Origin of the sequence: Campylobacter vulpis, assembly GCF_014217995.1 — a bacterium.
Taxonomy (GTDB): Bacteria; Campylobacterota; Campylobacteria; order Campylobacterales; family Campylobacteraceae; genus Campylobacter_D; species Campylobacter_D vulpis.
Window position 1 is genome coordinate 1,360,652 of the sequence record NZ_CP041617.1, and the last position, 22,944, is coordinate 1,383,595.

Consider the following 22,944-nt stretch of genomic DNA (forward strand, 5'->3'; position numbering starts at 1 on the left):
TTTATGGAGTTAAAATCACAAGAATTTTCAGAACTTGTTTTGCCTGAAAGTAAAGAAAAAAAGGGTTATTTAGTCTATCTTAAAATTATTTTTATCCCAACTTTGCTTTATGCCTTTGTTGTGCTTGGCTACTTAAAACAAATCAATTTTCAAGTCGAAATTCACACCCTTGTAATGACGGGCATTATCTATCTTAGCGCTTTAATTTTTGCTAGGCATAGTGCAGAATACGCCTATAATATCTTCGAGCAGCAAAAAGATGAATTTAAACAAGCTTTAAAGCGTTACATTATGAAACATTTTTTGACCATAGGTAAAGACACAAAGTCAAATGCAAATTTTGATGATTTTGCTAATGCCTACATTAAAGGGACGCGTAATGAAAATTTCGCCGCAGTGGGTGCGACTATCTTTCCTATGATGGGAATTTTAGGCACTTTCATTAGCATAGCTCTTTCTATGCCAAATTTTTCTTCTTCTAGCACAGAAGCCCTAGAGCAAGAAATAGCTCTGCTTTTAAGTGGAGTTGGCACGGCTTTTTACGTGTCGATTTATGGAATTTTTCTCGCTTTGTGGTGGATTTTCTTTGAAAAATTTGGTTCAAGCAAGATTCAAAGGCTCTTAAATCGTCAAAAAAATTCAACTGAAGGCTTTTTTTGGACAAAAGAAGAACTTGACTTAAAATATCTAAGTGAGAGTTTGCAACATTTTGATAAGATAGGGACTATCTTTAAACAGGTAAGCAGTGATGACTTTTTTAGCGAACTTGACCACACCATAGAGCGTAAATTTGGCATTTTTCAAGATATGTTAAATATCGAAGAAAAGGCGATTAGACTTAGTAGTGAGCATATTAAGCAAAGTATGAGTGAGCTTTCTAAAATGCAAAGAGACCAAAGAGATTTAGGAAAACTTTATAGCGAAATGCTAAACGGAGTCAGTTTGCTTAATCAAAATTTAAAAGAAGTCAGCACAAGAATGAGCGAACAATACAATAGACTTCTTAACATAAGCACCGAAAAAATCACACATTTAGATAAAACCTTAGAAAGTTTTGACGATAAAATCGAACGCTTTTCTAAAAATTTCGAACTTTATGAAAAAGCAATGCTAGAAAGTCAAGAAAAAGTCTTTAACGGCTTTAAAACAAGTCTTTTTGAGGGTATGGAGAAATTTAAAGAAATTTATGAGGAAGAAAAAAATATCGATGAAAAAATCGAATTAATGGACGAATTTAAAAAAGAATTAAACGCTTTAGATGGCGAAACAAAAGAAGTTATAGCCAAACTTGAAGGTAAAGAAGTGCCTAAAAATGAACAACAAATTACGCAAAATGACGAAGCATTAAAGAAAGATGATGAAAAATAACAAAGAAGAAGGGAATTTTTGGATAGCTTATGCGGATTTAATGGCGGGACTGCTTTTTATCTTCATACTTCTAATCGGTGCTATCGTGGTTAAATATGTCTTAACCCAAAGTGATTTAAGGGCAATTAAAGAAAATTTAAACACACAAGAAGCAAATTTAGAACTTAGCAAACAAGCCTTAAAAGACAAAGAATCCATAGTGTTTCAACTTAGCAAAGAGCTCAATTCCACCGCAACTTCCCTTAGCCTAATTCATAGTCAAAAAACAGAACTTGAAAACAATATTAGCGCTTTAAGCAAAAATTTAAAAAATAATATCGATGAAAAAGACAGGCAAATTCTCATCTTACTCAATCAAATCGAACTCAAAGAAAAAGAATTAAAAGCCGTTCAACAGGATTTCAAAGAAGCTAAAGAAAAAGTAGAAAATTTAAGCTTTATCAGGGAGAATTTAAGCAAAGAATTACAAAAAAAACTTGATGAAAATATCAGTATAGACCAAAAAACAGGGGCGATTTCCTTACCAGCAGAAGTGCTTTTTGACAAGGATTCTTTCATTTTAAAAGATGAAGCGAAGATGAGCCTTAAGAAAATTTTAAGTGGATATTTGACAGGAATTTTAGACGATGAAAATATCAGCAAAAATATTGAAAATATCATCATCGAAGGACACACAGACAGCGACGGCTCTTATATTTACAATCTTGATTTATCACAAAAAAGGGCTTATGAGGTGATGAGTTTTATTTATAGTTTTTACAAAGATGAAAGATTGCAAAAGCTTTTAATGGCAAGTGGAAGGAGCTTTTCTGTGCCGATTTTAAAAAATGGCGTGGAGGACAAAGACTTAAGCCGTAGGATTGAGATTAAGTTTAGTCTTAAAAATGACATAGCCTTAGAGGAGCTTGAAAATTTCTTTGAATTCCGCTAGTGTGCTTGAAAAAAGGCGTTTTAAAGATTTAGAATTTTATCTTAAACGCGATGATTTATTGGGAGAACTTAATGGCAATAAGGCAAGAAAACTTCGCTTTTATCTTAAGCAAAACTACCCTCAAAATCAACGCTTTGTAAGTTACGGAGGCTCACAAAGTAACGCCCTAGCCGCTCTTAGCATTTTTGCAAAAAATCATAAACTCATCTTTGTATGTGAAAAAATTTCAAATTTTTTAAAACAAAATCCTTGTGGAAATTACGCCCTAGCTCTGCAAAATGAAGTAGAAATTTTAGAAAATTTACATTTTCAAAATCATAGAGAAATGGCACTTAGCCTCTGTAAAAAAGGAGATATTTTTATCGAAGAGGGCATAGCGAATCAAAATGCCGAGTTTGGCTACAAAGAACTTGCCAAAGAATTAAAAGAGCATAGCAAAGAGCAAGGCGTGAAATTTGACATTTTCTTACCCTCGGGCACAGGCACATCTGCTGCCTTTTTAGCCAAACATAGCGAATTTAGAGTTTTTACCTGTGCTTGTGTGGGAGGAAGTGCCTATTTAAAAGAGCAAATCTTAAGGCTTGAACCGCTTTATGATTTTTCTAATCTTTTCATTTTAGAGCCACTTAAAAAATACCATTTTGCCAAGCCTTATGCAGAATTTTACACTCTATATCACACCTTAAAGCAAGAATGTGGCGTAGAATTTGACCTACTTTACGATATGCTAGGTTTTAGCACTCTAATGCTTCACAAAAATAAACTTAAAAACCCTCTTTATATCCATCAAGGTGGGCTTTTAGGAAATGAAACTATGCTGCAAAGATACGCTTTTAAAGGCTTTAGCTTACCATACCAAAATAAAAAATCACCAAGATAATCAAAGGCACAACAAATTTCACATAGTAAAACCAAACGCTAAGCCATACACTTTTTAACGCACCCTCATTAGAAAGCTCTTTTAAGCACACTTCTTTTTTTAATACCCAGCCTACATAAATGCAACACAAAAATGCTGTTAAAACAAAAAGCACATTACCACTAATAAAATCAAAGGTATCAAAAATATTTTTACCCTTAATCAAAATCACATCACTCAAAGGTCCATAAGTTAAAATACAAGGCAAATTCCCAAGCACAAAAATCACGCCTAAAGTAAGATTAATAGCGACTTTTTTCTTAAGCTTAAATTTCTCCTCCAAAACGCTAATTATCACTTGATAAATAGGCAAACTAGTCGTTAGTGCTGCAATAAGCAAAAGAAAGAAAAACAAAGCACAAATCAAGGTCCCAAAATGAATATAAGAAAATGCTATGGGTAGAGTTTCAAAGACTAAAGAAGGACCCTTATCTGGAGCTAAATTTGCCGAAAAAAGTGCTGGGAAAATCATAAAACCCGCCAAAACCGCAATAAGCGTATTTAAAACCCCTGTATAAATCGCTGTTTTTATCATATTTTCTTTTTTGCTAAGGTGAGAAGAAAGCGTTATCATCACACCAAAGCCTAAAGAAAGAGCGAAAAATACCTGTCCCAAAACATCGATGAAAAGTTTAGGGCTAAGCTTTGAAAAATCAGGCAAAAGATAGAATTTAACCCCCTCCATAGCACCCTCAAGGCTCAAATTCCTCCCCACGACTAAAATAAGACAGATAAAAAGCATAGGCATTAAAAATTTCACAGCCTTTTCAATCCCATCAATAATCCCCCGCCTTAAAATCACCCAATTTATCACAACAAAAATAGTCGTAAAAATCCCTATACCAAGGGGATTAAAGAGGATATTTTGCGTGTAAAATGTCTGCGTGTATTCTTTACTCACGGCACTTGAAAGGTCAAAATCTCCAAAAAGTAAAGAAAAGATATACACCAAAACAAAACCCCCAAGCACCATATAATAAGCCATAATCCCAAAGCTCCCCAAAAGTCCCATATAACCCACGCTCTGCCACTTACCCTTGAAAGCATCAACGCTATTTTTCATCGCCTTTCTGCCGATGATATTTTCGACTAAAATCACAGGAATTCCTATAAAAATCATCGCAAGACAAAAGGCTAAAACATAAGCCCCACCGCCATTTTCTCCTACTAAATAAGGAAAACGCCAAGTCGCTCCAAAGCCTATGGTTGCTCCTGCAACGGTTAAAATATAAGTGAGGGTATTACTCCAAGTTTGTCTTTGCATGGCTTATCCTTTATAAATTTCGCATATAACTCATATCATATTGATTTTTAAGCCTTAAGGCAATGCTTTTTTGCCACTCTTTGCTTAAAATGTCCTTTGCTTGTTCGATTTTTTCTTTCAAATTTGGATTTTGCTTTAAAAAAGCACTCGGCTCATAAAAAAACCGATTTAAGTCCATAATGCTAAGTTTTGCAGGGTGTTTTTGTGTGATTTCAAGTGAGACATTGACAGAGCATTTCCCCTCCTTTAAAACCCTATAATACCACCCACTCAAGCCACTTTCAAAAATTTTCGCACAAAAATCATTTTTTTGATGCACTTTTGAAATTTTCACGCAAGGTAAGCGTGGCTCACTCACTTGTAAAACAACCTCTCCTAAGCGGTGGATATCTCCCACGCAAACGCTCATTTCATCAAGTCCGCTTAAACTTAAATTCTCCCCCATCGCCCCATATCTTAGCTTTTTACCCAAAAATTCCTCCCAAAGCCTATAATTACTTGTCGCATTCGCAAAAATAGCCTTAAACACGCCTCCGTGATTTTTTGTATCGGCAAGTTCATTTTCACTCAAGCCTAAAGTGCTTATAAAGGCATCTTGGAGGTAAATATCCTTAATAAAAGCACTTTTAAATTTTCCATAATCTTTAATTTTCCCCACTTGCAAACTGATTAGCCTCATTACAAGTCCCTTTTTAAAAGCTCATCGCCTGTGATATAGCCTGTAATTTTATCTCTCCTTTCGCCTTTATCAAAAAAGATAAGAACTGGCGGTGCAAAGACATCAAATTTTTTCATTATTTCAAGTTGTGCGGCATTATTTTCACTCACATCAATCTTGATTTTTTCATAATTTGCAAATTTAGCAATAATTCTTTCATCACTAAAAACCTTTGCATCTAAAATTTTACAATATTCACACCAAGAAGCGGTAAAATAAAGCAAAACTTTTTCTTTCCTTTCGATTTTTTCTTTAATTTGTGTTAAATTTTGTAATGTTTTAAAGTTTAGTTTTTGTCCCTTCATTTCTTTTTGATTAAAATTTAAAGGATTAAAAGAGGAACTTGCACCAAAAATACCCTGAAGAAAAAGCATCAAACTATAAGTTAAAACTAAGATTAAAAGGGCTTTTTTCACTTTTTGTATCCCATTACAAGCCCTTTCAAAAAGTCCCATAAAAACAACAAAAAACACACCTAAAATTCCGTAAGCTAACAAAATCAAATTTAAAGGTAGCACGCGCGAAAGTATCCAAAGTGCCATAGCTAACATTATAAAACCAAAAAAAATCCTAACCTTCTCCATCCAAAAACCGGGCTTTAAAAAACCTAAACCAAGCCCTACAAAAAGCAAAGGCACACCCATACCAAAACTAAGCGTAAAAAGAGCCAAGCCCCCAAGCACAAACGAACCAGAATCTGCAAGATAAAGTAAAGCTCCCGCCAAAGGTGCTGCTACGCAAGGACCTACGATAAGAGCGGATAAAAAGCCCATTAAGGCTACGCCTAAAATGCCTTTTGTTTTACTTGTTTTATGCTGAATTAAGCCTTGCAAACTTTTGGGTAATTCGAAATTAAAATTGCTAAAACACACAAAAGCAAAGAAAACAAAAAGCAAAGAAAAACACACCAAAAGCCAAGTTTGTTGTAAAAGTGCTTGAATACTAGCTCCAAAAACACTTGCTAAAATTCCTGCCAAAGCATAGGCTAAAGACATAAAAAACACATAAATTAAAGAAAGTAAAAAGCCTTGTTTTTTGGAAGGTTTCGTGCCACCTTTTGCTATGATGAGCGAAGATAAAATAGGAATCATCGGCAGCGTGCAGGGCGTAAGAGAAAGTAAAAGTCCATAACCAAAAAAGCTAAATAAGATGAGTGCTAGATTTTCATCTTTCAAAGAAAGGGCGATTTGCTCTTCTTCATTTTGCATCGTTTCATAGGGGCTAGTCTTATAAATTTGACCCTCTTTATAAAGTCTAAATTCACGCTTTTGTGGGGCGTAGCATAAACCATCATTTGAGCAGCCTTGATATAAAACACTTAATTTAGCATTATTTTTAGCATAATTATCTAGCATTAAATTTGAAAGGGCGAGTTCAAGGGAGTGAAAATAGACTTTTTGTTCCTGTTTGATTTCACCTTGCGGATAGTTTATTAAGGCTGTGATGTCCTTATTATCTAGCTTGATTTTAAGCTGATTGTGGTATAAAAAATGATCCTTTACTATATTAAATTTCAAAATTAAAGCCTGTTCATTTGCCAAAATATCAAGCTTAAAGGCATCTTTAGCACTTAAAACATTGGCAAAAGAGCATTGCAAAAAAAGCAAGACTAAAAAAAGCAGTCGCATTTTTACCTTTTAAAAGTGATTTTAAGCTTAATTCTAAGTTATTATGGTAAATTTAAACTAAATACTCATTACAAGGAAAGCAAATGTCAAAAGAGCATAATGAAGAGGAATATGTCGAAGTTAAGGTCAAAAAAAGCACCTTAAAATATGAAAAAGATTTAGAAAGTTTGCAAATTGAACTTTTAAAATTTCAAAATCATGTTAAAGCACAAGGCTTAAAAGTTCTTATCATCTTAGAAGGTCGCGATGGAGCGGGTAAGGGGGGGAGCATTAAAAGACTAACTGAGCATTTAAATCCTAGGGGTTGTCGCACAGTCGCACTTGGAAAGCCAAATGCAGTTGAGCAAACGCAGTGGTATTTTCAACGCTATGTCAATCACCTACCCTCAGCTGGAGAAATCGTCATTTTTGACCGCTCGTGGTATAATAGGGCGGGTGTGGAGTATGTAATGGGCTTTTGCACCCCAGAACAACACGAGCAGTTTTTAAGAGAAGTGCCGCTTTTTGAACATATGATTCACAAAAGTGGGGTTATGTTTTTTAAAATTTATCTTTCTGTGTCGAAAAAACAACAGCAAAAACGCTTCAAAGAACGCTTGAAAAATCCTCTTAAACAATATAAACTCTCCCCAGTCGATCAAAAATCACAAGAATTATGGGGAAAATACACCATAGCAAAATATTCTATGCTTTTAGCTTCTAATACGGAGGCTTGTCCTTGGACGATTATTGATTCAAACGATAAGAAAAAAGCAAGGCTTAATCTCATACGCTTCATTCTTTCAAAAGTCGAGTATCCGGGCAAAAAAGAAGGTAAATTCTCCAAAATTGATAAAGATTTAGTAAGAAGTGGGGAGGCTGAAATTTTTAAAATGGAAGCTGAAGCAGGACAAAATAAAGACATAGAAAATGCTGAAAATGGCAACTATGAAGAAGAATTTAACGATGCGACAGATACTGCCCAAGATTAAGAGCCTTACGCAAAAATATTATCCTGAAATTGTCGCACTTAGACACGCTATTCATATGCATCCTGAGCTTGAATTTGAAGAAGAAAATACAGCAAATTTACTATGTGCTATGCTAGATAAATATGGCATAAAATATCAAAGAAATATCGCAAAAACGGGTATTTTGGCACAAATTCAAGACGAAAAAGAAGGCAAATGTGTGCTTTTAAGAGCTGATATGGACGCCTTGCCCGTGCAAGAAGAAACAAATTTGCCCTATGCCTCAAAGATAGCAGGTAAAATGCACGCTTGCGGACACGATGGACATAGTGCAGGACTCATGGGAGCTTTGCTTATTTTAAACGAGCTAAAAAGTGAATTTAATGGAACAATTAAATTTATGTTTCAACCTGCCGAAGAAGGAAGTGGTGGAGCAAAACCTATGATAGAGGCAGGAATTTTGGAAAATCCTAAGGTCGATGCCGTTTTTGGCTGTCATTTGTGGGGAGCTTTGCTTGAAAATACTGCACAAATTGTAAACGGAGAAATGATGGCCGGAGTTGATGTTTTTAAGCTTGAGTTTATCGGTCGTGGCGGACACGGCGCACACCCACACACTACAATAGACCCCATTGTAATGGCGGCGAAATTTATTAGCGATATTCAATGTGCGATTTCAAGGCGCTTAAAGCCTGTCGATGCTGGAGTGATAACCATAGGAAGTATCCACGCAGGAACGGCTTTTAATATTATCCCAGAAAATGCGATTTTAACAGGCACAGTGCGTTTTTTAAGTGAAGAAAATCAAGCCCTTTTGCAAAAAGCCATCGAAAATACGGCTAAGGCTGTAACTTTAGAATTTGGTGGAGAATTTAAACTAGATTATAAAAGAGAATATCCACCCCTCATCAACGATGAAAAAATGGCACTATTAGCTAGAAAAGCTTTTGCAGAAGTTTTAGGGGAAGAAAATATTATCACAAATGCAAAACCTGATATGGGTGCGGAAGATTTTGCTTTTTTAACACAGGCAAGGCAAGGTGCTTATGTCTTTGTTGGGATTTCTAAGGATTTAAAAAATCCTACCTTGCACCATAGTAGCACCTTTTGCTGGGACGATGAAAATTTAAAGGTTTTAATGCAAGGTGATGCCTTAATGGCTTTGGAATTTTTAAAACAAACTTAAATAACCTTAAGATTAATTCTTAAGGTATTCTATATTTAATTTAGAGCGAAGTTTATCAAAATAATCCTCAATGTAATCTTGCCTTTGTTCATTAAAATAAACATTCATAACACTATCTTTAATTTGCTCAAATTCAGGAACGCTCGCTCCACTTTTTGCTCTCACCTCATAAAGCTCAAAACCTTCTTTAGAATTTAGCACGGGAGAAAATTCACCTATTTTAAGCTGCGATAAAAGAGCTAAGAGTCTAGGATCGGCATTGCCTATATTTAAATTTACACTTTGAGCTTTTAATGTGACTTTTTTATCTGCTTTCATTTTTTCTAAAATAGCTTGATTATTAGAATGATAAATTTTAACATCAATAGAAGTGTAAAAAAGAAATTTTTCTTTATTTGCTTCAAAAAATTTTCTCGCACTTTCTTCGCTAAAATCTGTCTTATTCATGCTAGCGATTTTTTCATAAAGCTTTCTTTTTTCTAAATCTTTTTTAAGATTATGGCGAAAGAACTCATAATCTTGTCCCTTAGCTTTTAAAGAATTTTTAAACTGGTCTAAATTTATTTTATTTTGTTCAAGAATCTTAGAAATCGCCGCATCAACCTCAAGTTCATTAACAACTATGCCAAATTGCTTTATTTGAGAAAATTCCATTTTTTCATTAATAAGCACCGCCAAAGCTTGCTCTCTAGGCAGCTTTAAAGTTTTCATCGTTTGCTCTATATCATAATGCGTAATCGGCTCTTTCTCTACGACTAAAGCAACAGAATTAAGCACTCTAGCATTTAAAATTGCAACAAAAAATAATAAAATCATCAATTTTTTTTTCATAAAAAACCCTTGTTTGTGTAGTCAAAATAAATTATAACAAAACTAAGAAAATAAACACTAGCATTAAGAAATTTCAATTATAATTTTCAGCACTAAATTTAAAGGTCAAATATGCAAGAAATTCTTACAACACGCTTTGCTCCATCTCCTACTGGATACCTACACATAGGGGGTTTGAGAACGGCACTTTATAGCTATTTATATGCAAGAAAAAATGGGGGGAAATTTTTACTTCGCATTGAAGATACAGATTTAAAAAGAAATTCCAAAGAAGCTACAAAAGCTATCATAGAAGCCTTTAAATGGTGTGGTTTAGACTATGATGGCGAGGTTTGTTACCAATCGCAAAGAAGTGCAATCTATCAACAATATATCCAAAAATTACTTGATGAGGGCAAGGCATATTATTGCTATATGTCTAAAGAGGAATTAGAAGAATTAAGAAAAGATCAAGAGGCAAAAAAAGAGCGTCCAAGATATGATGGCAGATACAGAGATTTTAAAGGCACTCCGCCACAAGGAATTAAGCCTGTGGTGCGTATCAAAGCTCCGCAAAGTGGGATAATTAGCTTTGAAGACGGAGTTAAAGGAAGAGTTGAATTTAAGGCTGAAGATATATTAGATGATTTTGTAATCGCTAGAAGTGATGGGAGCGTTACCTATAATTTTTGCGTTGTGATTGATGATGCGTTGATGGGTGTGAGTGATGTTATAAGAGGCGATGACCATCTTTCAAATACCCCTAAGCAAATCGTGCTTTATGAGGCACTTGGCTTTAAAATTCCCAACTTTTTCCATGTAGCAATGATACACGGCGAAGACGGCAAAAAACTCTCCAAAAGACACGGCGCGACTGATGTGATGGAGTATAAACAAATGGGCATACTTCCACAAGCCTTGCTTAATTTTCTCGTGCGTTTAGGCTGGGGGCATAATGATGATGAAATTTTTTCTTTAGAGGATTTAAAGAAGCTTTTTGACCCACATCACATTAGTAAAAGTGCGTCTTCTTATAATTTTAAAAAGCTTGAGTGGCTTAACGCACATTATATCAAAACTCTCTCTTTTGAGGAGTTAAATTCCCAGCTTAAAGGGCTAGGATTTGATTTAAGTGGAGTGGAAAAGGCGGGATTTTTATTAGATTTATTAAGAGAAAGAGCAAAAACCCTGCTTGATATTATTAATTCTGCAAAAAGCATTTTAGAAACGCCAAAAAGCTACGATGAAGTAGCGATTGCAAAATTTGTCAATGAAAATAATTTAGCTTTGCTGAAACATTTCGCAACTTCTCTTAACACACAAAATAAAGCAAAAGAATTTGAGGAATTTAGCACACAATTTTTGGAGCAAAATGAGGCAAAATTAAAAGACCTAGCCCAGCCTCTACGCATTGCTCTTACAGGCACAGCGGTAAGTCCTAGCATTTTTGAGGTTTTGGAATTTTTGGGTGTTAAAGAGTGTAAAGAACGCATTGAAATATTTTTACAAAATAGGAAACAACAATGAATTTAAAAGAAGAAGCATTAAAATACCACTTAGGTGGCAAAACGAGCATACAACCTACCAAAGCTCTAAATACAAGCTACGATTTAAGTCTAGCTTATAGTCCGGGCGTGGCAGAACCCTGCCTTGAAATCGCTAAAGATGAAAATTTAGCCTATACTTATACAAATAAAGCAAATTTAGTCGCCATAGTCAGTGATGGTTCAGCAGTGCTTGGCTTAGGTAATATAGGGGCATCAGCAAGTAAGCCTGTGATGGAGGGAAAGGCGTGTTTATTTAAAAAATTCGCAAATATTGACGCTTTTGACCTAGAAATTAACGCACATAGCATAGAAGAGATTGTAACCTTTTGTAAAGCTTTAGCACCGAGTGTTGGAGGAATTAATTTAGAAGATATTTCAGCCCCCAAATGCTTTGCCGTAGAAGCCGCTTTGCAAGGACTTGGCATTCCTGTAATGCATGATGACCAGCACGGCACAGCCATTATTTCTACCGCAGGGTTAATGAATGCTATGGAAATCAATAATAAAAGCTTTAAAAATATTAAGGTCGTTATTAGTGGGGCTGGAGCGGCAGGGATCGCTAGTGCTAAAATGTATCGCAATTTAGGCGTTGAAAATATCGTTTTAATTGATAGCAAAGGCGTTGTAAGTAAGGATAGAGCAGATTTAGGTATAGAAAAACTTGAATTTGCAAAAGATACAAAGGAAAAAACTTTAAGAGACGCTATGAAGGGTGCTGATGTATTCTTAGGGCTTTCAAGACCTAATATCATCGACGAAGAAATGTTAAAATCTATGGCACAAAATCCCGTCATCTTCGCCCTAGCAAACCCTGTGCCTGAAGTAATGCCTGAACTTGTGCATCAAGTCCGCAAAGACGCCATAGTTGGCACGGGTAGGAGTGATTATGCTAATCAAATTAACAATGTCTTAGGCTTTCCTTTCATCTTTCGTGGTGCGCTTGATGTAAGGGCGAGTCAAATCACAGAGAATATGAAAATTGCCGCCGCTAAAGCTTTAGCAAACCTTGCTAAACTTCCCGTAAGCGAAGAAGTGAAAAAAGCTTATGCCATCACACATTTAGAATTTGGTAAAGACTATATCATACCAAAACCTTTTGATAAGAGGGTTAAAGCAGTGGTAAGTAGTGCAGTCGCAAATGCGGCAATTAAAGATGGGGTGGCGAAGATTAAAGAATTTGACGAAAAAGCTTATTTTCAAAGTTTGCAATGAGGATATGAAATGATTTTTGGAAAGATTGATTATATCAATCTCTTACCCCTTCACATTTATCTTAAAAAATATCCCCTACCAAGTGGCATTAAGGCAAGTTTTGAGCGTAAAAAAGGTGTGCCAAGTAAGCTAAATCACGCTCTTTATAAGGGGAAAATTGACGCGGCACTCATTTCAAGTGTGGAAAGTGTTAAAAAAAAATATCACAATTTAGATTTAGGAATTTGTGCAAATAAACGGGTTTTAAGCGTTTTGGTGGAGAAAAAAACGGCAAATCAAAAGGATTCAAGCTCGGCAAGTTCTAATGCCCTAGCTAGTATTTTAAAACAAAAAGGCAGGGTGATTATAGGAGATAGGGCTTTAAAACTTTACCTAGAAAGACCAAATTCCTTTATAGACCTTTGCGAACTTTGGTATGAAAAGACAAATTTGCCCTTTGTTTTTGCACGCTTTTCTTGCACTAAACACAAAACGATATACAAAAAAATTTTTCTTCCTTTTGCAAAAAGTAAGATTAAAATTCCAAATTATATCCTAGAAAACTACGCCAAAACGAGAGAAATAGATAAAAAAGATATTTTATTTTATTTAGAAAAAGTGATTTACTATAAACTAGAAAGAAAAGAAAAAAGGGCTCTAGCACAATTTGCTAAAGCCGTGCGTTTTCAAAATAAATTTAAGACTTAAGATAAAGCTCTTTATCAATGGCATTTAAATTTTTAGCCGTGCAAAGTGCTGAAGTCATCGCTCCTGAAACATTACTAGCCGTTCTTGCCATATCGACTATAGGATCGATTGCCAAAACAAGACCCAAAAGCACAAAATTATCCCCAAAGCCTATACCTGCTAACATAATTGAAGCTGCCATAGTCCCACTCCCAGGAACTCCGGCTATGCCTAAAGACCCCAAAAGTGCCACCAAAACGACCATTAAGGCAAAACTAAAATCCACCTCCACACCAAGCAAACTCGCCACCAAAACAGCCGACATCGCAGGAAAATACCCAGCACAGCCATTAAGCCCCATAGTCGCACCGATACTTGCAACAAAATTTGCCACCGCCGAAGAGACACCAAGCTTATTTTGCAAGGTAGAAATAGTTAAAGGCAAAGTCGCTAGGCTTGAACGCGAAGAAAAGGCAAAAACCCACACGCTAAAAGCTTTTTTAGCATAAATGAGAGGATTGAGCCCTTGAGAAAGCAAAATAAGAAAGTGAATGCCAAACATCAAAAACATCGCCAAAAAACTCAACGCTATAAAAAGTCCAGCTGTTTTCATCGCCTCAAAGCCATTGCTTAAAATCACATTTGCCATCATACAAACCACCGCATAAGGCATAAAGCGAATGACCATAGTTGTCATTTGCATCATTAAGCCATAAAAGCTTATGGCAAGATTCTTAAAGCTTTCAAAAGGCTTTTCGTATTCTTCCTTTTTACTGATATTTTTTGCACAAATTCCCACCAAAAAAGCAAAAATAACTATGGCAATAATATTTTCACGGCTCATAGCGTTAATGATATTACTTGGGATAAGATTAAGTAAAATACTTGTAAAACTTGAAATTTCTCTAATTTGCCTTGAGCTTTCTTGCATAGTTAAATTTGAACCCAAATCAAACATCACAGCCAAACTAAGTCCTAAAATCGCCGCTAAAGTTGTGCTAAAAAGTATCCAAAACAGGCTAACTCCAAGCAAAGAAGAAATTTTAATATCCTTATCAATCTCCACAATCACTTTCACAATACAGGCAAAAACAAGGGGGATCACAAGCATTTTGATAAAGGCTACAAAAACAGCTCCAAAAAAGCCTAGCCAGTGTTTTGCCTCACCAAACCAGACAATAGCTTTAGCTTCTGCCTCATTTGGAAAATTTGCTAAAAACTGCAAGAAAAATCCCAAAATAAGTCCAACAATTAAAGCAAAAATCATTCTAAAAGAAAAACTAAATTTCTTATCTCTTAATTTTTTAATGCTAAAAAACATCAAGCCTAAAAAAGCAAAAATAGCAAAAATTTGCCAACTTGAAAGCATTAAAAAATGTGTAAAAAATTCCCTATTCATCAAAAGTCCTTACAAGAAATAATGTGGTGATGATAACGGCTTTTTGATTAAAATAGGATAAAAATACTACGATTTATCTTGCATACAATGCTCAAAAATAAAGCGATGCTCATCAGGCAAGGCTTCAAACATAGCCCTAGCCAAAGCTCTTATCTCCCATAAAGCCGACTTTGAGCTTCGTAAGGATAAGAAATTTTGCAAACTTCTAGCATTAATGCTAAAGGTAAGTTCTGTTTTATAGCTTTCAGGGAGGCAGTATTTAGCCAAATCCAAACTAATGCTTGTTTGTAAAATCTCTCTTAAATTCTCAAGTGCCTTAATGCTAGCATTATCCACTGCCTCATTACCGCAAAAGACCAAATAACGCCCCGCGTTTTCAAAATCATTTTCTTTAAATTCAGCTTCACTTCTAAGCTCTTTAAGCGTATAGCGAGTGCTTTTGACGCTAAAACTTGCATGCCGATGCCTTGCTAATTCTTGCAAACAAGCCCTTGAAATTTCTTGAATATAAAAATTATAATTTAAATGTTCCAAAGTGGAGGCGTGCTTAAATTTATTCCCCACCCTATCAATTAATTCTTTATCCTTTTCTCCACCACAATCGCCCTTTTCAAAACTCTGCCAACAAGTGCGTGTAGCGTGAGAACAAACGCTAAGAGGGGTATGAAAAAGTAAAGTAACTCGCATAATTTTCCTTCAATTTTTTCAAATTTTAGCCGCTTTTTCTTGCCATTTTGTAATTTTTTCTAAAAAATTTCTCTTTTTTAATTCAAGTTTTAAGGGCTTGATATGATTTTGTAAGGTCATTTTTTCTTTTTTAATCGAATTTAAAGAAATATCAAGCCACCATAAATAAAGCCTAATAAGTGCTAAAATTTTTTCTCTTTTTTGCTCTTCATTTTGAGGCTTTATGACAAAAATTTGCATAAATTTAAGTTCAAAACTATGCAAACTAGGACGCAAAACCTCAAGCAAAGGTCTAGAATTTAGCAATTTTTCTTTCAAATTATCAAGCTCAAAGCTTAAATTACGCAAAGCTTCATTATCCAAATTTTCATAATTTAAATTTGCAAAAAGATACTCAAGATCTTTTTCGACCGCTTCGCATTTTTTAACCGCTTTTAAAACCTTAGCAAAAGCTTTTAAAAGCCACTCATCTTGCTTGTTGCAACTTGCATTTTGTAAGGGCGGTAAGGGTTTTGAAAGCTCCTTACTCAAAAACTCTTCACAGCACTGCTTAAAGGGCTTTTCAATAGCACCTTGTATCCTCGCACCTCCTTCAGTAGCATTATAAATTTTTATCCCCTTTTTTGAAGCCTCAATGATTAAAAGCTCCAACATATGTTTGAAAATAAGCCAAAATTCGTGCGTTTTAACCAAACCCTTACCTCCATAAGCTAAAGTTTGAATAGCCTTAGTTCCGCTTTCATAATCTGCCTTATGAAGATAATCTTTAGGATGCGAATTTCCCTCCTCATCAAAGGCTAAATCCTGCCCTATGAAGATGATATTTTCAAATTCCAAATCCTTAGCTAACTCAAAAGCCATATGTGCTACGCTTACGCTATCCGTAGCATAACCATACTCCTTAAAATCACAATAATAAGCAAAGTCATAATTACGCGGCACAATGATATAGGGGCGGTGATTTTTTTCTAAAAGCTCCAAAGCTCTAGGATGCACCACAGCTGCTAAAATGAAAAGCACCCCTGCGTCAAATTCTTTAAAATCATTATTAAAAAATTCTGCCGTAAAATCTGTGCGTTCGACCATAAAGACAAAATCAGGCTTAATGCCGTGTTTAGCCAAGATAGGATAAGCACTATCGGCTGCGAAAATCACAGCTTTAGAGGCATATTGTTTTAAAAGGGGTAGTTGTTTTGAAAGGCTTGGTCCTGTGCTGACTATGATGGCGTTTTGATAGCATTTTTTATAAGCTTTTTTGAGTGTTTTAAGGCTTGGATTTGTTAGCATTTTAGGAAGATTATGAACGAAATTTTCAAGTCCCATTAAGCAGTCGTTAATGTCATTTCCATAACGCAAGGTGCTTTTGTCAAAAAATTCACGCATAGCCTCATCAACCCTTGCAAAATCTTCTTTAAAATTTGTATAAAAAGCACTCATAAATTCCAAATGATAAATCCTCGCAAAAATATTTAATCTCTCGCAAATTTCATTAAATTGGTCATTGTCAAGTTTTTTAGTGTCGAAAAAACAAAGCCTTTTTGATGTCAATTCTTTAGAAAAATCTAAAAAATGTAAGATGTGCCATAAAATTTCAAGCTCTCTTTCAAAAACAATGATAAGTTTATGCGTAGGATTTTGAAAAAGAATTTTAAGTAAAACTCCATTCCCTATGCCATAAAAAAATAACACAGGATAAAGGGCGAAGTTTTGCTGATAAAAAGTAGCTTTACTTTGAATTTCACTTAAAGGATTTTGATAAAGCTTACCCCCCCCCCCCCCGTTTGCATTGATATCTAAGGGATCGCTTCCTTGTGAAAATTGATAATCTTTAGCCCGAATTTCTTTTAATTCTTTTTTTAAAACTTCATCTTCGATAGCATTTAAATTTGCTTCAAAAATTGACCTTTGTTTGGCATTAAAATCCATAATTTTCCTTATTAAATAGGCTTATTTGACTTGAAATTTTACTTTAAATAATAAAACAAAAAGTTTTTTCTCGTTATAATTACACTAAAAATAAGGCAAATACAATGAAAGAAACTAAATATATTTTTGTAACGGGTGGGGTTTTAAGCTCTCTTGGTAAGGGCATAGCCGCCGCTTCCATTGCAACCTTGCTTAAAAACTCAAAACTTAAAGTCAGCATTTTAAAAGCCGACCCTTATATCAATGTCGATCCGGGAACGATGAGTCCTTTTGAACATGGCGAAGTGTTTGTAACTGAAGATGGAGCAGAGACGGATTTGGACTTAGGGCATTATGAAAGATTTTTAGATGAAAATTTAAGCCAAAACAATAATTTTACCACAGGTAAGGTTTATCAAAGCGTGATAGAGAAAGAAAGAAGGGGCGAGTATCTAGGTAAAACCATACAAGTGATTCCGCACATTGTAGGGGAGATTAAAGAGCGTATTATTAAAGCGGGTGAAAACAAGGACATTTTAATCGTAGAAATAGGCGGCACTGTCGGCGACATCGAGGGTTTGCCCTTTTTAGAAGCTATACGCGCCCTAAAGCTTGAAGTAGGTAAAAATAATGCGATGAATATCCACCTAACCCTAGTGCCTTTCATCAAAGCCGCAGGAGAGCTTAAAACCAAGCCAACCCAGCACAGCGTAGGAGAGCTAAGACGCATAGGAATAAGTCCTGATATGATTATTTGCAGGAGCGAAAAGCCTCTTGATAGGGATTTGAAAGATAAAATCGCTATTTCTTGCGGAGTGCAGAAAAATTGCGTCATAGAAAGTATCGATGCGGCTAGCATTTATCAAATTCCGCTTAATTTTTTAAAGCAGGATATTTTAACACCTATTTGTGAAGCTTTAAGCCTTAAAAATTTAAAACCAAATATGGAAAATTGGGATAGCTTAGTCAAAAGAGTAATTGCTCCAAGTAATGAAGTTAAAATCGCTTTTGTGGGAAAATATGTCGATTTAAAAGAAAGTTATAAAAGCCTTACAGAAGCCCTTATCCACGCTGGTGCGGCACTTGATACTAGGGTTGAAATTCGTTGGATTGATAGTGAAAAACTAGAAAATTTAGACCCAAATGAAAGCTTTAAGGAAGTGAGTGGAATTTTAGTCGCTGGGGGCTTTGGTGTGCGTGGAGTGGAGGGCAAAATTAAAGCCATTACTTACGCAAGAGAGTATAAAATCCCATTTTTAGGGATTTGTTTAGGAATGCAGCTTGTTTTGGTGGAGTTTGCAAGAAATGTTTTAAAAATTAAAGATGCAAATTCGAGCGAATTTGAGCCAAATTGTAAAAATCCTGTCGTTTATCTCATCGATGAATTTATCGATAATAGTGGCAAAAAGCAAATTCGCACGGCTAAAACTCCGCTTGGAGGCACGATGAGACTGGGTGCTTATCCTTGTCAAATCAAAGAAAACACTCTTTTAAGTAAAATTTACAATACAAAAAATATCAAAGAACGCCATCGTCATCGTTTTGAAGCAAACCCAAAATTCCGTAAAAATTACGAAAATAAGGGCTTGGTAGTGAGTGGGGAGAGTGATGGCTTAATCGAAGCAGTGGAGCTTAAAACACACGATTTCTTTTTAGCCGTGCAGTTTCACCCTGAATTTACTTCAAGACTAGAAAGAGTTAATCCTGTCATTTTAAATTTTATCAAGGCAGCAAATGCACACCATAACTAAAAAAGAACTCAAACAAATTTTAGCTTCACGCTTTGAAAATGATCTACATAAAAAGCTTTGCGAACTACCATTACCTAGCTGCTTAAAAGATATTTATAAAGCGGCAAATCGCATTAAAGAAGCCATTGAAAGAAATGAAAAAGTCGCCATTGTGGGCGATTATGATGTCGATGGAATCATTTCTTGTGTGATTTTAAGCGAATTTTTTGATGATATAGGTTTTGATTATAGTGTGAAAATTCCTAATCGCTTTAAAGACGGATATGGACTTAATGAAGAGATTATCAATGAACTTGAAAATATTAAAGTCATCATCACGGTAGATAATGGCATAGCCGCACTTGAGGCTGCAAAACTTTGCAAAGAAAGGGGCATTGACCTTATCATTACAGACCATCACACACCCTTACAAACCCTGCCGCAAGCTTACGCTATCATCAATCCTAAACAAAAAGAATGTAATTTTCCCAATATCGAAATTTGCGGAGCACAGGTAGCTTGGTACCTAATCGCAGCTTTGAAAGAAGTGTGTAGATTAAAATACGATATGTGTAAGTTTTTAGAGCTTTTAGCCATAGCCATTGTGGCTGATATGATGGAGCTTAGGGACTTAAATAGGGCTTGTGTAAGAAGAGGGATAGAGTGCATTAATAAATCCAAAAGAGCGGCTTTTAGAGCAATGAAGCACTATTATCAAAAAGATAAATTTGCCATTGATAATATAGGCTTTTTAATCGCCCCTTTAATTAATAGTGCAGGGAGAATGGACGATGCGAGCGTTTCTTATAAATTTTTACACACTAAAGATTTTAATAAAGCAATGGATTATTTAGAACAAATCATTAGCTTTAATGAAAGCCGTAAAGATGAGGAAAAACAGCTTTTTGAAGAGAGTTTAAAGCAAATTGATGAAAAGCAATCTTGTATCATTGTGGGAGGAGAAGAGTGGCACGAAGGGGTGCTTGGCATAGTGGCAAGCCGTTTGGCAAAGCATTTTAAAAAACCCTCTTTTGTCTTTTCTATCAATGCCAATAAGCTTAAAGGGAGTGCTAGAAGTGTCGGCAAGATAGATATCTTAAGTCTAATTTCTAAAGCAAATCCCTATCTTAAAAACTACGGCGGTCATAAAGGAGCGGCGGGACTTAGCTTGGAACTTAAAGATTATGAAAATTTTAAAAACCTAATTCAAAAAGAAAGCACTTTAATTAATAAAGAAGAATTTTTAGATACAGAAGAAACTCTAGGAGTGCTAGAGCCTAGTGAGATTGATTTTGAAATGCTTGAAATTTTAGAGAGTTTTGAGCCTTTTGGGTATAAAAATCCTCGTCCTTATTTCGTGCTAAAAAATTTAAAAGTCAAAAATAAAAAATTACTCGGTAAAGAAAAAAAGCATTTAAAACTCATCTTAGTCAAAGATAATAAAACCATAGAAGCACTTTTTTTCAATTTCGACAAAGAGCCAAATTTAGAAGAGACTATTGATGTGGTAGGTAGCATTTCTAAAAATGAATTTAGAGGACTTGTAACGCCTCAATTTATCATTCAAGAACTTTCTTTACTCTCTTCTTAAATCAAAGGTAAAAAACTTACTTTTAAAGTCATTTGGCAGGGTTTTATACTGCAAAAGTGCGGGCTCATAATTTTGCACTTCGTGGTATAAAAAGCCTAAAGCAGCTTTACTTTCTTTATTACCATTATCATTTAATTTTGCAAGTTGTAAAAGAGCTATGGCGGAGTTTGGATTATTCGCTCCTGTGGCAGCAACAGCGGCTAAAAAAAGCGTGTGAGAATCTTTAACTCCATACTCGTCAATCAAAACATTATAAAGTGCATAAGCTTCCTCAAACTGCCCTGCAAAAATATCCAAATAGGCTAAAGTTTGAATCGCTCCTTCATTTTGTCCAGCGTTTGTATTAAGATATTCTTTAAATTTTTGCCTTTCTAAATTTAAAATCCCTGCAATGTGCATCAAAGAAACATAATACTCCCTAGCAATGTCTGCTCCGCCAAACACCGCCCTATAATCAAAACCCAAATTTTTAAAATGAATTTGTGCGTTTTGAGCGTATTCTTTGATATTGGCATTTTCATTAAGAGAATTAAAATACAAAATATTACTTATAATATCATTTGGTAAAAGAGTTTTTAGTTTAGCGATTTTAACGCCTACTTGCTGATTTAAGCCATTATTTTTAGCGATAATGGCTTCAAAAATGAGACTAAGGGGCGTTTCTTGCTTAAGCTCATCTAAAAAAGGTAGCATAGAAATAAAGTCTGCATTTGCTAAAAAAAGCATACTTTTTGCCATAGTGGCTTTAAATTCAGCATCTACACTTATATTTTCTAGAATTTCATTATAGAATTTGTTTGTATTCACTCCACTAAGCTTTGCACTTAGCATCGCAAAAGCACCTGCTTGATAGTTCTTAGGATTAAGATGATAAGAGCTTGCAAAATGCTTATAGGCAAGTTCATAATTTTGCAATTGAGCGTAGGTAAGTGCTAGATTATAATGTAAAATACTATGTTCTGGATAAACATCAAGCAAGGCTTTAAATTCGGCATTTGCCTGCCTTAAGCGTTGATTTAAAGCGTGATTAATAATGCTAGCAATTTTAACATTTGTCGAAGAAAGCGCACGGCTTGCATTCAAATAACTGCCCGTATTAAAATTATCATCGACAAAGCCTGTAATATTTGCTTTTTTAATATAAAAAGCCGCTTGTTTGCTGTCAAAAACCTGATAGGGTGCAAAATAAAAAAGTAAATCAAACTGATCTTTAGAATTTTTAAGTAAATCTTTTGAAAAATTTTCCTGTGCCAAATTAATATCAAAAAGCTCTTTTGAAAGTATAGTTTTAATCTTGTAACGCCCTAAAATTTTGTATTTTTCCGCCTCGTCTTTATAAGCATTATCGAGCCGTGCTAACATATCTTGAAAACGACCTGTTTTTAAATCCACAAGCGTAAGAGTTGCTAAACTAGCGTTAAAATCTCTTTCTATCTTCATAGCTGTTTCTAAAGCTCTTCTAGCCCTATCATACTCACCTACTCTTGCATACAATAGCCCTAAAGAGAGACTTGACTCAAAACTTCCTTGCGTTGTAAGTTCATTAATTGCCTTTTTATCAAGGTCCATTTTGGCATAAATTTTAGCTGAAAGATATTTTGCCGTATCAGTATAAGGTTCTATTTTTGTTTTTTGAAGCATTTGCAAAGCTTCTGGATAATAGCCCTTATAATAATTAATCAAGCTAAGATAATATTCATAAAGCTTAGATTTACCCTCTTTTGGCAAATAAATTTCAGCCAAGCTTATGTAGTAGCGAAATTTTTCTTCATCATTGAGTTTTAAGGCACAAACAGCAGCATTAATAGCCGAAACGCTTTGATTTTCTCCATTAGAAATGGCTCTTTTAAAACTTTCAAGTGCGGTTTTAAAATCGCCCTCATTCATCTGCGAAACGCCCAAATTATAATTAGAAAGTGCTTCATTATAAACAGCCACTTGCGCATAAACTTCTAAGGCTTGCTCAATCTCACCTCTAAGATAAAGTGCATTTGCCTTTTGTATCATTCCATCAATCTTAGCCATATCGCTATAATCATAAGACTCATCAAGAGGCGTTATAGGGTGCGACTCTTCTTTGTCGGCAAAAAAGTCTGCTTTAATATTGCCCTCGCTAAAAGTGAGATAAAAAAGCGTGAAAATAAGAACAGATATAATAGCCAAAGAAAGTCCCACAAGAGACATAAATTTCTTATCTTTATACCACTCTTGCGTTTTTTGCTCATCGACTTCTTCGAAAAAAGTGCTTTCCTCCTCTTTAGCTCCCTCTCTTGTAAAACTAAAGCCTGTGCTACTTTCACTAGGAAGTTCTTCTGGTAAAGCGGCTAATTCTTCCCCCTCAGGTGCCGCCCCCTCTTCACCTCTAAAGCCATCTAAGCTTTCATCAAGTCTTTTTTCTTCGGGTTTTTCAAGGATTACTTCTTCAGCCATTTA

General features: G+C 35.1%; 18 protein-coding genes. 10 read left to right on the forward strand and 8 right to left on the reverse strand.

Annotated elements, in window-relative coordinates:
• Positions 1-3 precede the first annotated feature (3 nt).
• From CVULP_RS07015 to CVULP_RS07025, 3 genes are read left to right on the forward strand one after another with little or no spacing between them, the layout of a single operon-like run.
• Complete coding sequence (locus CVULP_RS07015; RefSeq protein ID WP_099461142.1) at positions 4-1,368, forward strand: MotA/TolQ/ExbB proton channel family protein; 1,365 nt, start codon at positions 4-6, stop codon at positions 1,366-1,368.
• A complete protein-coding gene (locus CVULP_RS07020; RefSeq protein ID WP_099461143.1) occupies positions 1,358-2,299 on the forward strand; it encodes an OmpA family protein in 942 nt (313 codons plus the stop codon). Before CVULP_RS07015 ends, CVULP_RS07020 begins: the two co-directional genes overlap by 11 nt.
• Positions 2,280-3,179: a 1-aminocyclopropane-1-carboxylate deaminase/D-cysteine desulfhydrase gene (locus CVULP_RS07025; protein ID WP_257874342.1), complete on the forward strand. Its 900-nt coding sequence runs from the start codon at positions 2,280-2,282 to the stop codon at positions 3,177-3,179. Before CVULP_RS07020 ends, CVULP_RS07025 begins: the two co-directional genes overlap by 20 nt.
• On the opposite strand, the gene CVULP_RS07030 is transcribed toward CVULP_RS07025, so the two are convergent.
• The 3 genes from CVULP_RS07030 to dsbD are packed head-to-tail and all read right to left on the reverse strand — an operon-like array spanning position 3,142 to position 6,828.
• Positions 3,142-4,482, reverse strand: a complete 1,341-nt coding sequence (locus CVULP_RS07030) for a sodium-dependent transporter (protein ID WP_099461144.1) — start codon at positions 4,480-4,482, stop codon at positions 3,142-3,144. The genes CVULP_RS07025 and CVULP_RS07030 overlap by 38 nt on opposite strands.
• 10 nt (positions 4,483-4,492) lie before the next feature.
• Positions 4,493-5,161: an MOSC domain-containing protein gene (locus tag CVULP_RS07035; protein ID WP_099507252.1), complete on the reverse strand. Its 669-nt coding sequence runs from the start codon at positions 5,159-5,161 to the stop codon at positions 4,493-4,495.
• Complete coding sequence (gene dsbD, locus CVULP_RS07040; RefSeq protein ID WP_099507251.1) at positions 5,161-6,828, reverse strand: protein-disulfide reductase DsbD; 1,668 nt, start codon at positions 6,826-6,828, stop codon at positions 5,161-5,163. The genes CVULP_RS07035 and dsbD overlap by 1 nt, the downstream gene beginning before the upstream one ends.
• Before the next feature lie 83 nt (positions 6,829-6,911).
• On the opposite strand from dsbD, the gene ppk2 reads away from it, so the two are divergent.
• A complete protein-coding gene (gene ppk2 / locus CVULP_RS07045) occupies positions 6,912-7,799 on the forward strand; it encodes a polyphosphate kinase 2 (protein ID WP_099461147.1) in 888 nt (295 codons plus the stop codon).
• On the forward strand, positions 7,774-8,964 hold the full coding sequence (locus CVULP_RS07050; RefSeq protein ID WP_099507250.1) for a M20 metallopeptidase family protein: 1,191 nt from the start codon (positions 7,774-7,776) through the stop codon (positions 8,962-8,964). Before ppk2 ends, CVULP_RS07050 begins: the two co-directional genes overlap by 26 nt.
• 12 nt (positions 8,965-8,976) lie before the next feature.
• On the opposite strand, the gene CVULP_RS07055 is transcribed toward CVULP_RS07050, so the two are convergent.
• Positions 8,977-9,795: a peptidylprolyl isomerase gene (locus tag CVULP_RS07055; protein WP_099461149.1), complete on the reverse strand. Its 819-nt coding sequence runs from the start codon at positions 9,793-9,795 to the stop codon at positions 8,977-8,979.
• Between the two features lie 111 nt (positions 9,796-9,906).
• Between CVULP_RS07055 and gltX the strand changes: the two genes are divergently transcribed.
• From gltX to CVULP_RS07070, 3 genes are read left to right on the forward strand one after another with little or no spacing between them, the layout of a single operon-like run.
• Complete coding sequence (gltX, locus tag CVULP_RS07060; protein ID WP_099507249.1) at positions 9,907-11,301, forward strand: glutamate--tRNA ligase; 1,395 nt, start codon at positions 9,907-9,909, stop codon at positions 11,299-11,301.
• Positions 11,298-12,533 carry a malic enzyme-like NAD(P)-binding protein gene (locus CVULP_RS07065; protein ID WP_099461151.1) on the forward strand — a complete coding sequence of 412 codons (1,236 nt, stop codon included), beginning with the start codon at positions 11,298-11,300 and terminating at the stop codon, positions 12,531-12,533. The genes gltX and CVULP_RS07065 overlap by 4 nt, the downstream gene beginning before the upstream one ends.
• 9 nt (positions 12,534-12,542) lie before the next feature.
• On the forward strand, positions 12,543-13,220 hold the full coding sequence (locus CVULP_RS07070) for an MqnA/MqnD/SBP family protein (RefSeq protein ID WP_099461152.1): 678 nt from the start codon (positions 12,543-12,545) through the stop codon (positions 13,218-13,220).
• Here CVULP_RS07070 and CVULP_RS07075 read toward each other — a convergent pair.
• The 3 genes from CVULP_RS07075 to CVULP_RS07085 all read right to left on the reverse strand — a co-directional run bounded on the left by CVULP_RS07075 (position 13,210) and on the right by CVULP_RS07085 (position 17,211).
• On the reverse strand, positions 13,210-14,598 hold the full coding sequence (locus tag CVULP_RS07075; RefSeq protein ID WP_099461153.1) for a cation:dicarboxylate symporter family transporter: 1,389 nt from the start codon (positions 14,596-14,598) through the stop codon (positions 13,210-13,212). The two genes, CVULP_RS07070 and CVULP_RS07075, sit on opposite strands and share 11 nt — an antisense overlap.
• Positions 14,599-14,664: 66 nt before the next feature.
• The gene (thyX, locus tag CVULP_RS07080) at positions 14,665-15,285 is read right to left on the reverse strand and encodes an FAD-dependent thymidylate synthase (protein ID WP_099461154.1); all 621 of its coding nucleotides are present in this window, start codon (positions 15,283-15,285) and stop codon (positions 14,665-14,667) included.
• 18 nt (positions 15,286-15,303) lie between these two features.
• On the reverse strand, positions 15,304-17,211 hold the full coding sequence (locus tag CVULP_RS07085) for a motility associated factor glycosyltransferase family protein (protein ID WP_213355801.1): 1,908 nt from the start codon (positions 17,209-17,211) through the stop codon (positions 15,304-15,306).
• Positions 17,212-17,315: 104 nt separating this feature from the next.
• Here CVULP_RS07085 and CVULP_RS07090 point away from each other — a divergent pair, with 104 nt between their 5' ends.
• Positions 17,316-18,941: a CTP synthase gene (locus CVULP_RS07090; RefSeq protein ID WP_099506972.1), complete on the forward strand. Its 1,626-nt coding sequence runs from the start codon at positions 17,316-17,318 to the stop codon at positions 18,939-18,941.
• Complete coding sequence (gene recJ / locus CVULP_RS07095; protein WP_099506973.1) at positions 18,925-20,511, forward strand: single-stranded-DNA-specific exonuclease RecJ; 1,587 nt, start codon at positions 18,925-18,927, stop codon at positions 20,509-20,511. The genes CVULP_RS07090 and recJ overlap by 17 nt, the downstream gene beginning before the upstream one ends.
• Here recJ and pflB read toward each other — a convergent pair.
• Positions 20,497-22,941, reverse strand: a complete 2,445-nt coding sequence (gene pflB, locus CVULP_RS07100) for a motility protein PflB (RefSeq protein ID WP_099506974.1) — start codon at positions 22,939-22,941, stop codon at positions 20,497-20,499. The two genes, recJ and pflB, sit on opposite strands and share 15 nt — an antisense overlap.
• Positions 22,942-22,944: the final 3 nt, after the last annotated feature.

Bases quoted from the DNA above. Each gene is read 5' to 3' on its own strand.
- dsbD (WP_099507251.1), bottom strand. From the start codon at position 6,828: ATGCGACTGCTTTTTTTAGTCTTGCTTTTTTTGCAATGCTCTTTTGCC.
- recJ (WP_099506973.1), top strand. From the start codon at position 18,925: ATGCACACCATAACTAAAAAAGAACTCAAACAAATTTTAGCTTCACGC.
- ppk2 (WP_099461147.1), top strand. From the start codon at position 6,912: ATGTCAAAAGAGCATAATGAAGAGGAATATGTCGAAGTTAAGGTCAAA.
- CVULP_RS07075 (WP_099461153.1), bottom strand. From the start codon at position 14,598: ATGAATAGGGAATTTTTTACACATTTTTTAATGCTTTCAAGTTGGCAA.
- gltX (WP_099507249.1), top strand. From the start codon at position 9,907: ATGCAAGAAATTCTTACAACACGCTTTGCTCCATCTCCTACTGGATAC.
- pflB (WP_099506974.1), bottom strand. From the start codon at position 22,941: ATGGCTGAAGAAGTAATCCTTGAAAAACCCGAAGAAAAAAGACTTGAT.
- CVULP_RS07050 (WP_099507250.1), top strand. From the start codon at position 7,774: ATGCGACAGATACTGCCCAAGATTAAGAGCCTTACGCAAAAATATTAT.
- CVULP_RS07070 (WP_099461152.1), top strand. From the start codon at position 12,543: ATGATTTTTGGAAAGATTGATTATATCAATCTCTTACCCCTTCACATT.
- CVULP_RS07090 (WP_099506972.1), top strand. From the start codon at position 17,316: ATGAAAGAAACTAAATATATTTTTGTAACGGGTGGGGTTTTAAGCTCT.
- CVULP_RS07035 (WP_099507252.1), bottom strand. From the start codon at position 5,161: ATGAGGCTAATCAGTTTGCAAGTGGGGAAAATTAAAGATTATGGAAAA.
- CVULP_RS07055 (WP_099461149.1), bottom strand. From the start codon at position 9,795: ATGAAAAAAAAATTGATGATTTTATTATTTTTTGTTGCAATTTTAAAT.
- CVULP_RS07085 (WP_213355801.1), bottom strand. From the start codon at position 17,211: ATGGATTTTAATGCCAAACAAAGGTCAATTTTTGAAGCAAATTTAAAT.
- CVULP_RS07065 (WP_099461151.1), top strand. From the start codon at position 11,298: ATGAATTTAAAAGAAGAAGCATTAAAATACCACTTAGGTGGCAAAACG.
- CVULP_RS07030 (WP_099461144.1), bottom strand. From the start codon at position 4,482: ATGCAAAGACAAACTTGGAGTAATACCCTCACTTATATTTTAACCGTT.
- CVULP_RS07015 (WP_099461142.1), top strand. From the start codon at position 4: ATGGAGTTAAAATCACAAGAATTTTCAGAACTTGTTTTGCCTGAAAGT.
- CVULP_RS07020 (WP_099461143.1), top strand. From the start codon at position 1,358: ATGAAAAATAACAAAGAAGAAGGGAATTTTTGGATAGCTTATGCGGAT.
- thyX (WP_099461154.1), bottom strand. From the start codon at position 15,285: ATGCGAGTTACTTTACTTTTTCATACCCCTCTTAGCGTTTGTTCTCAC.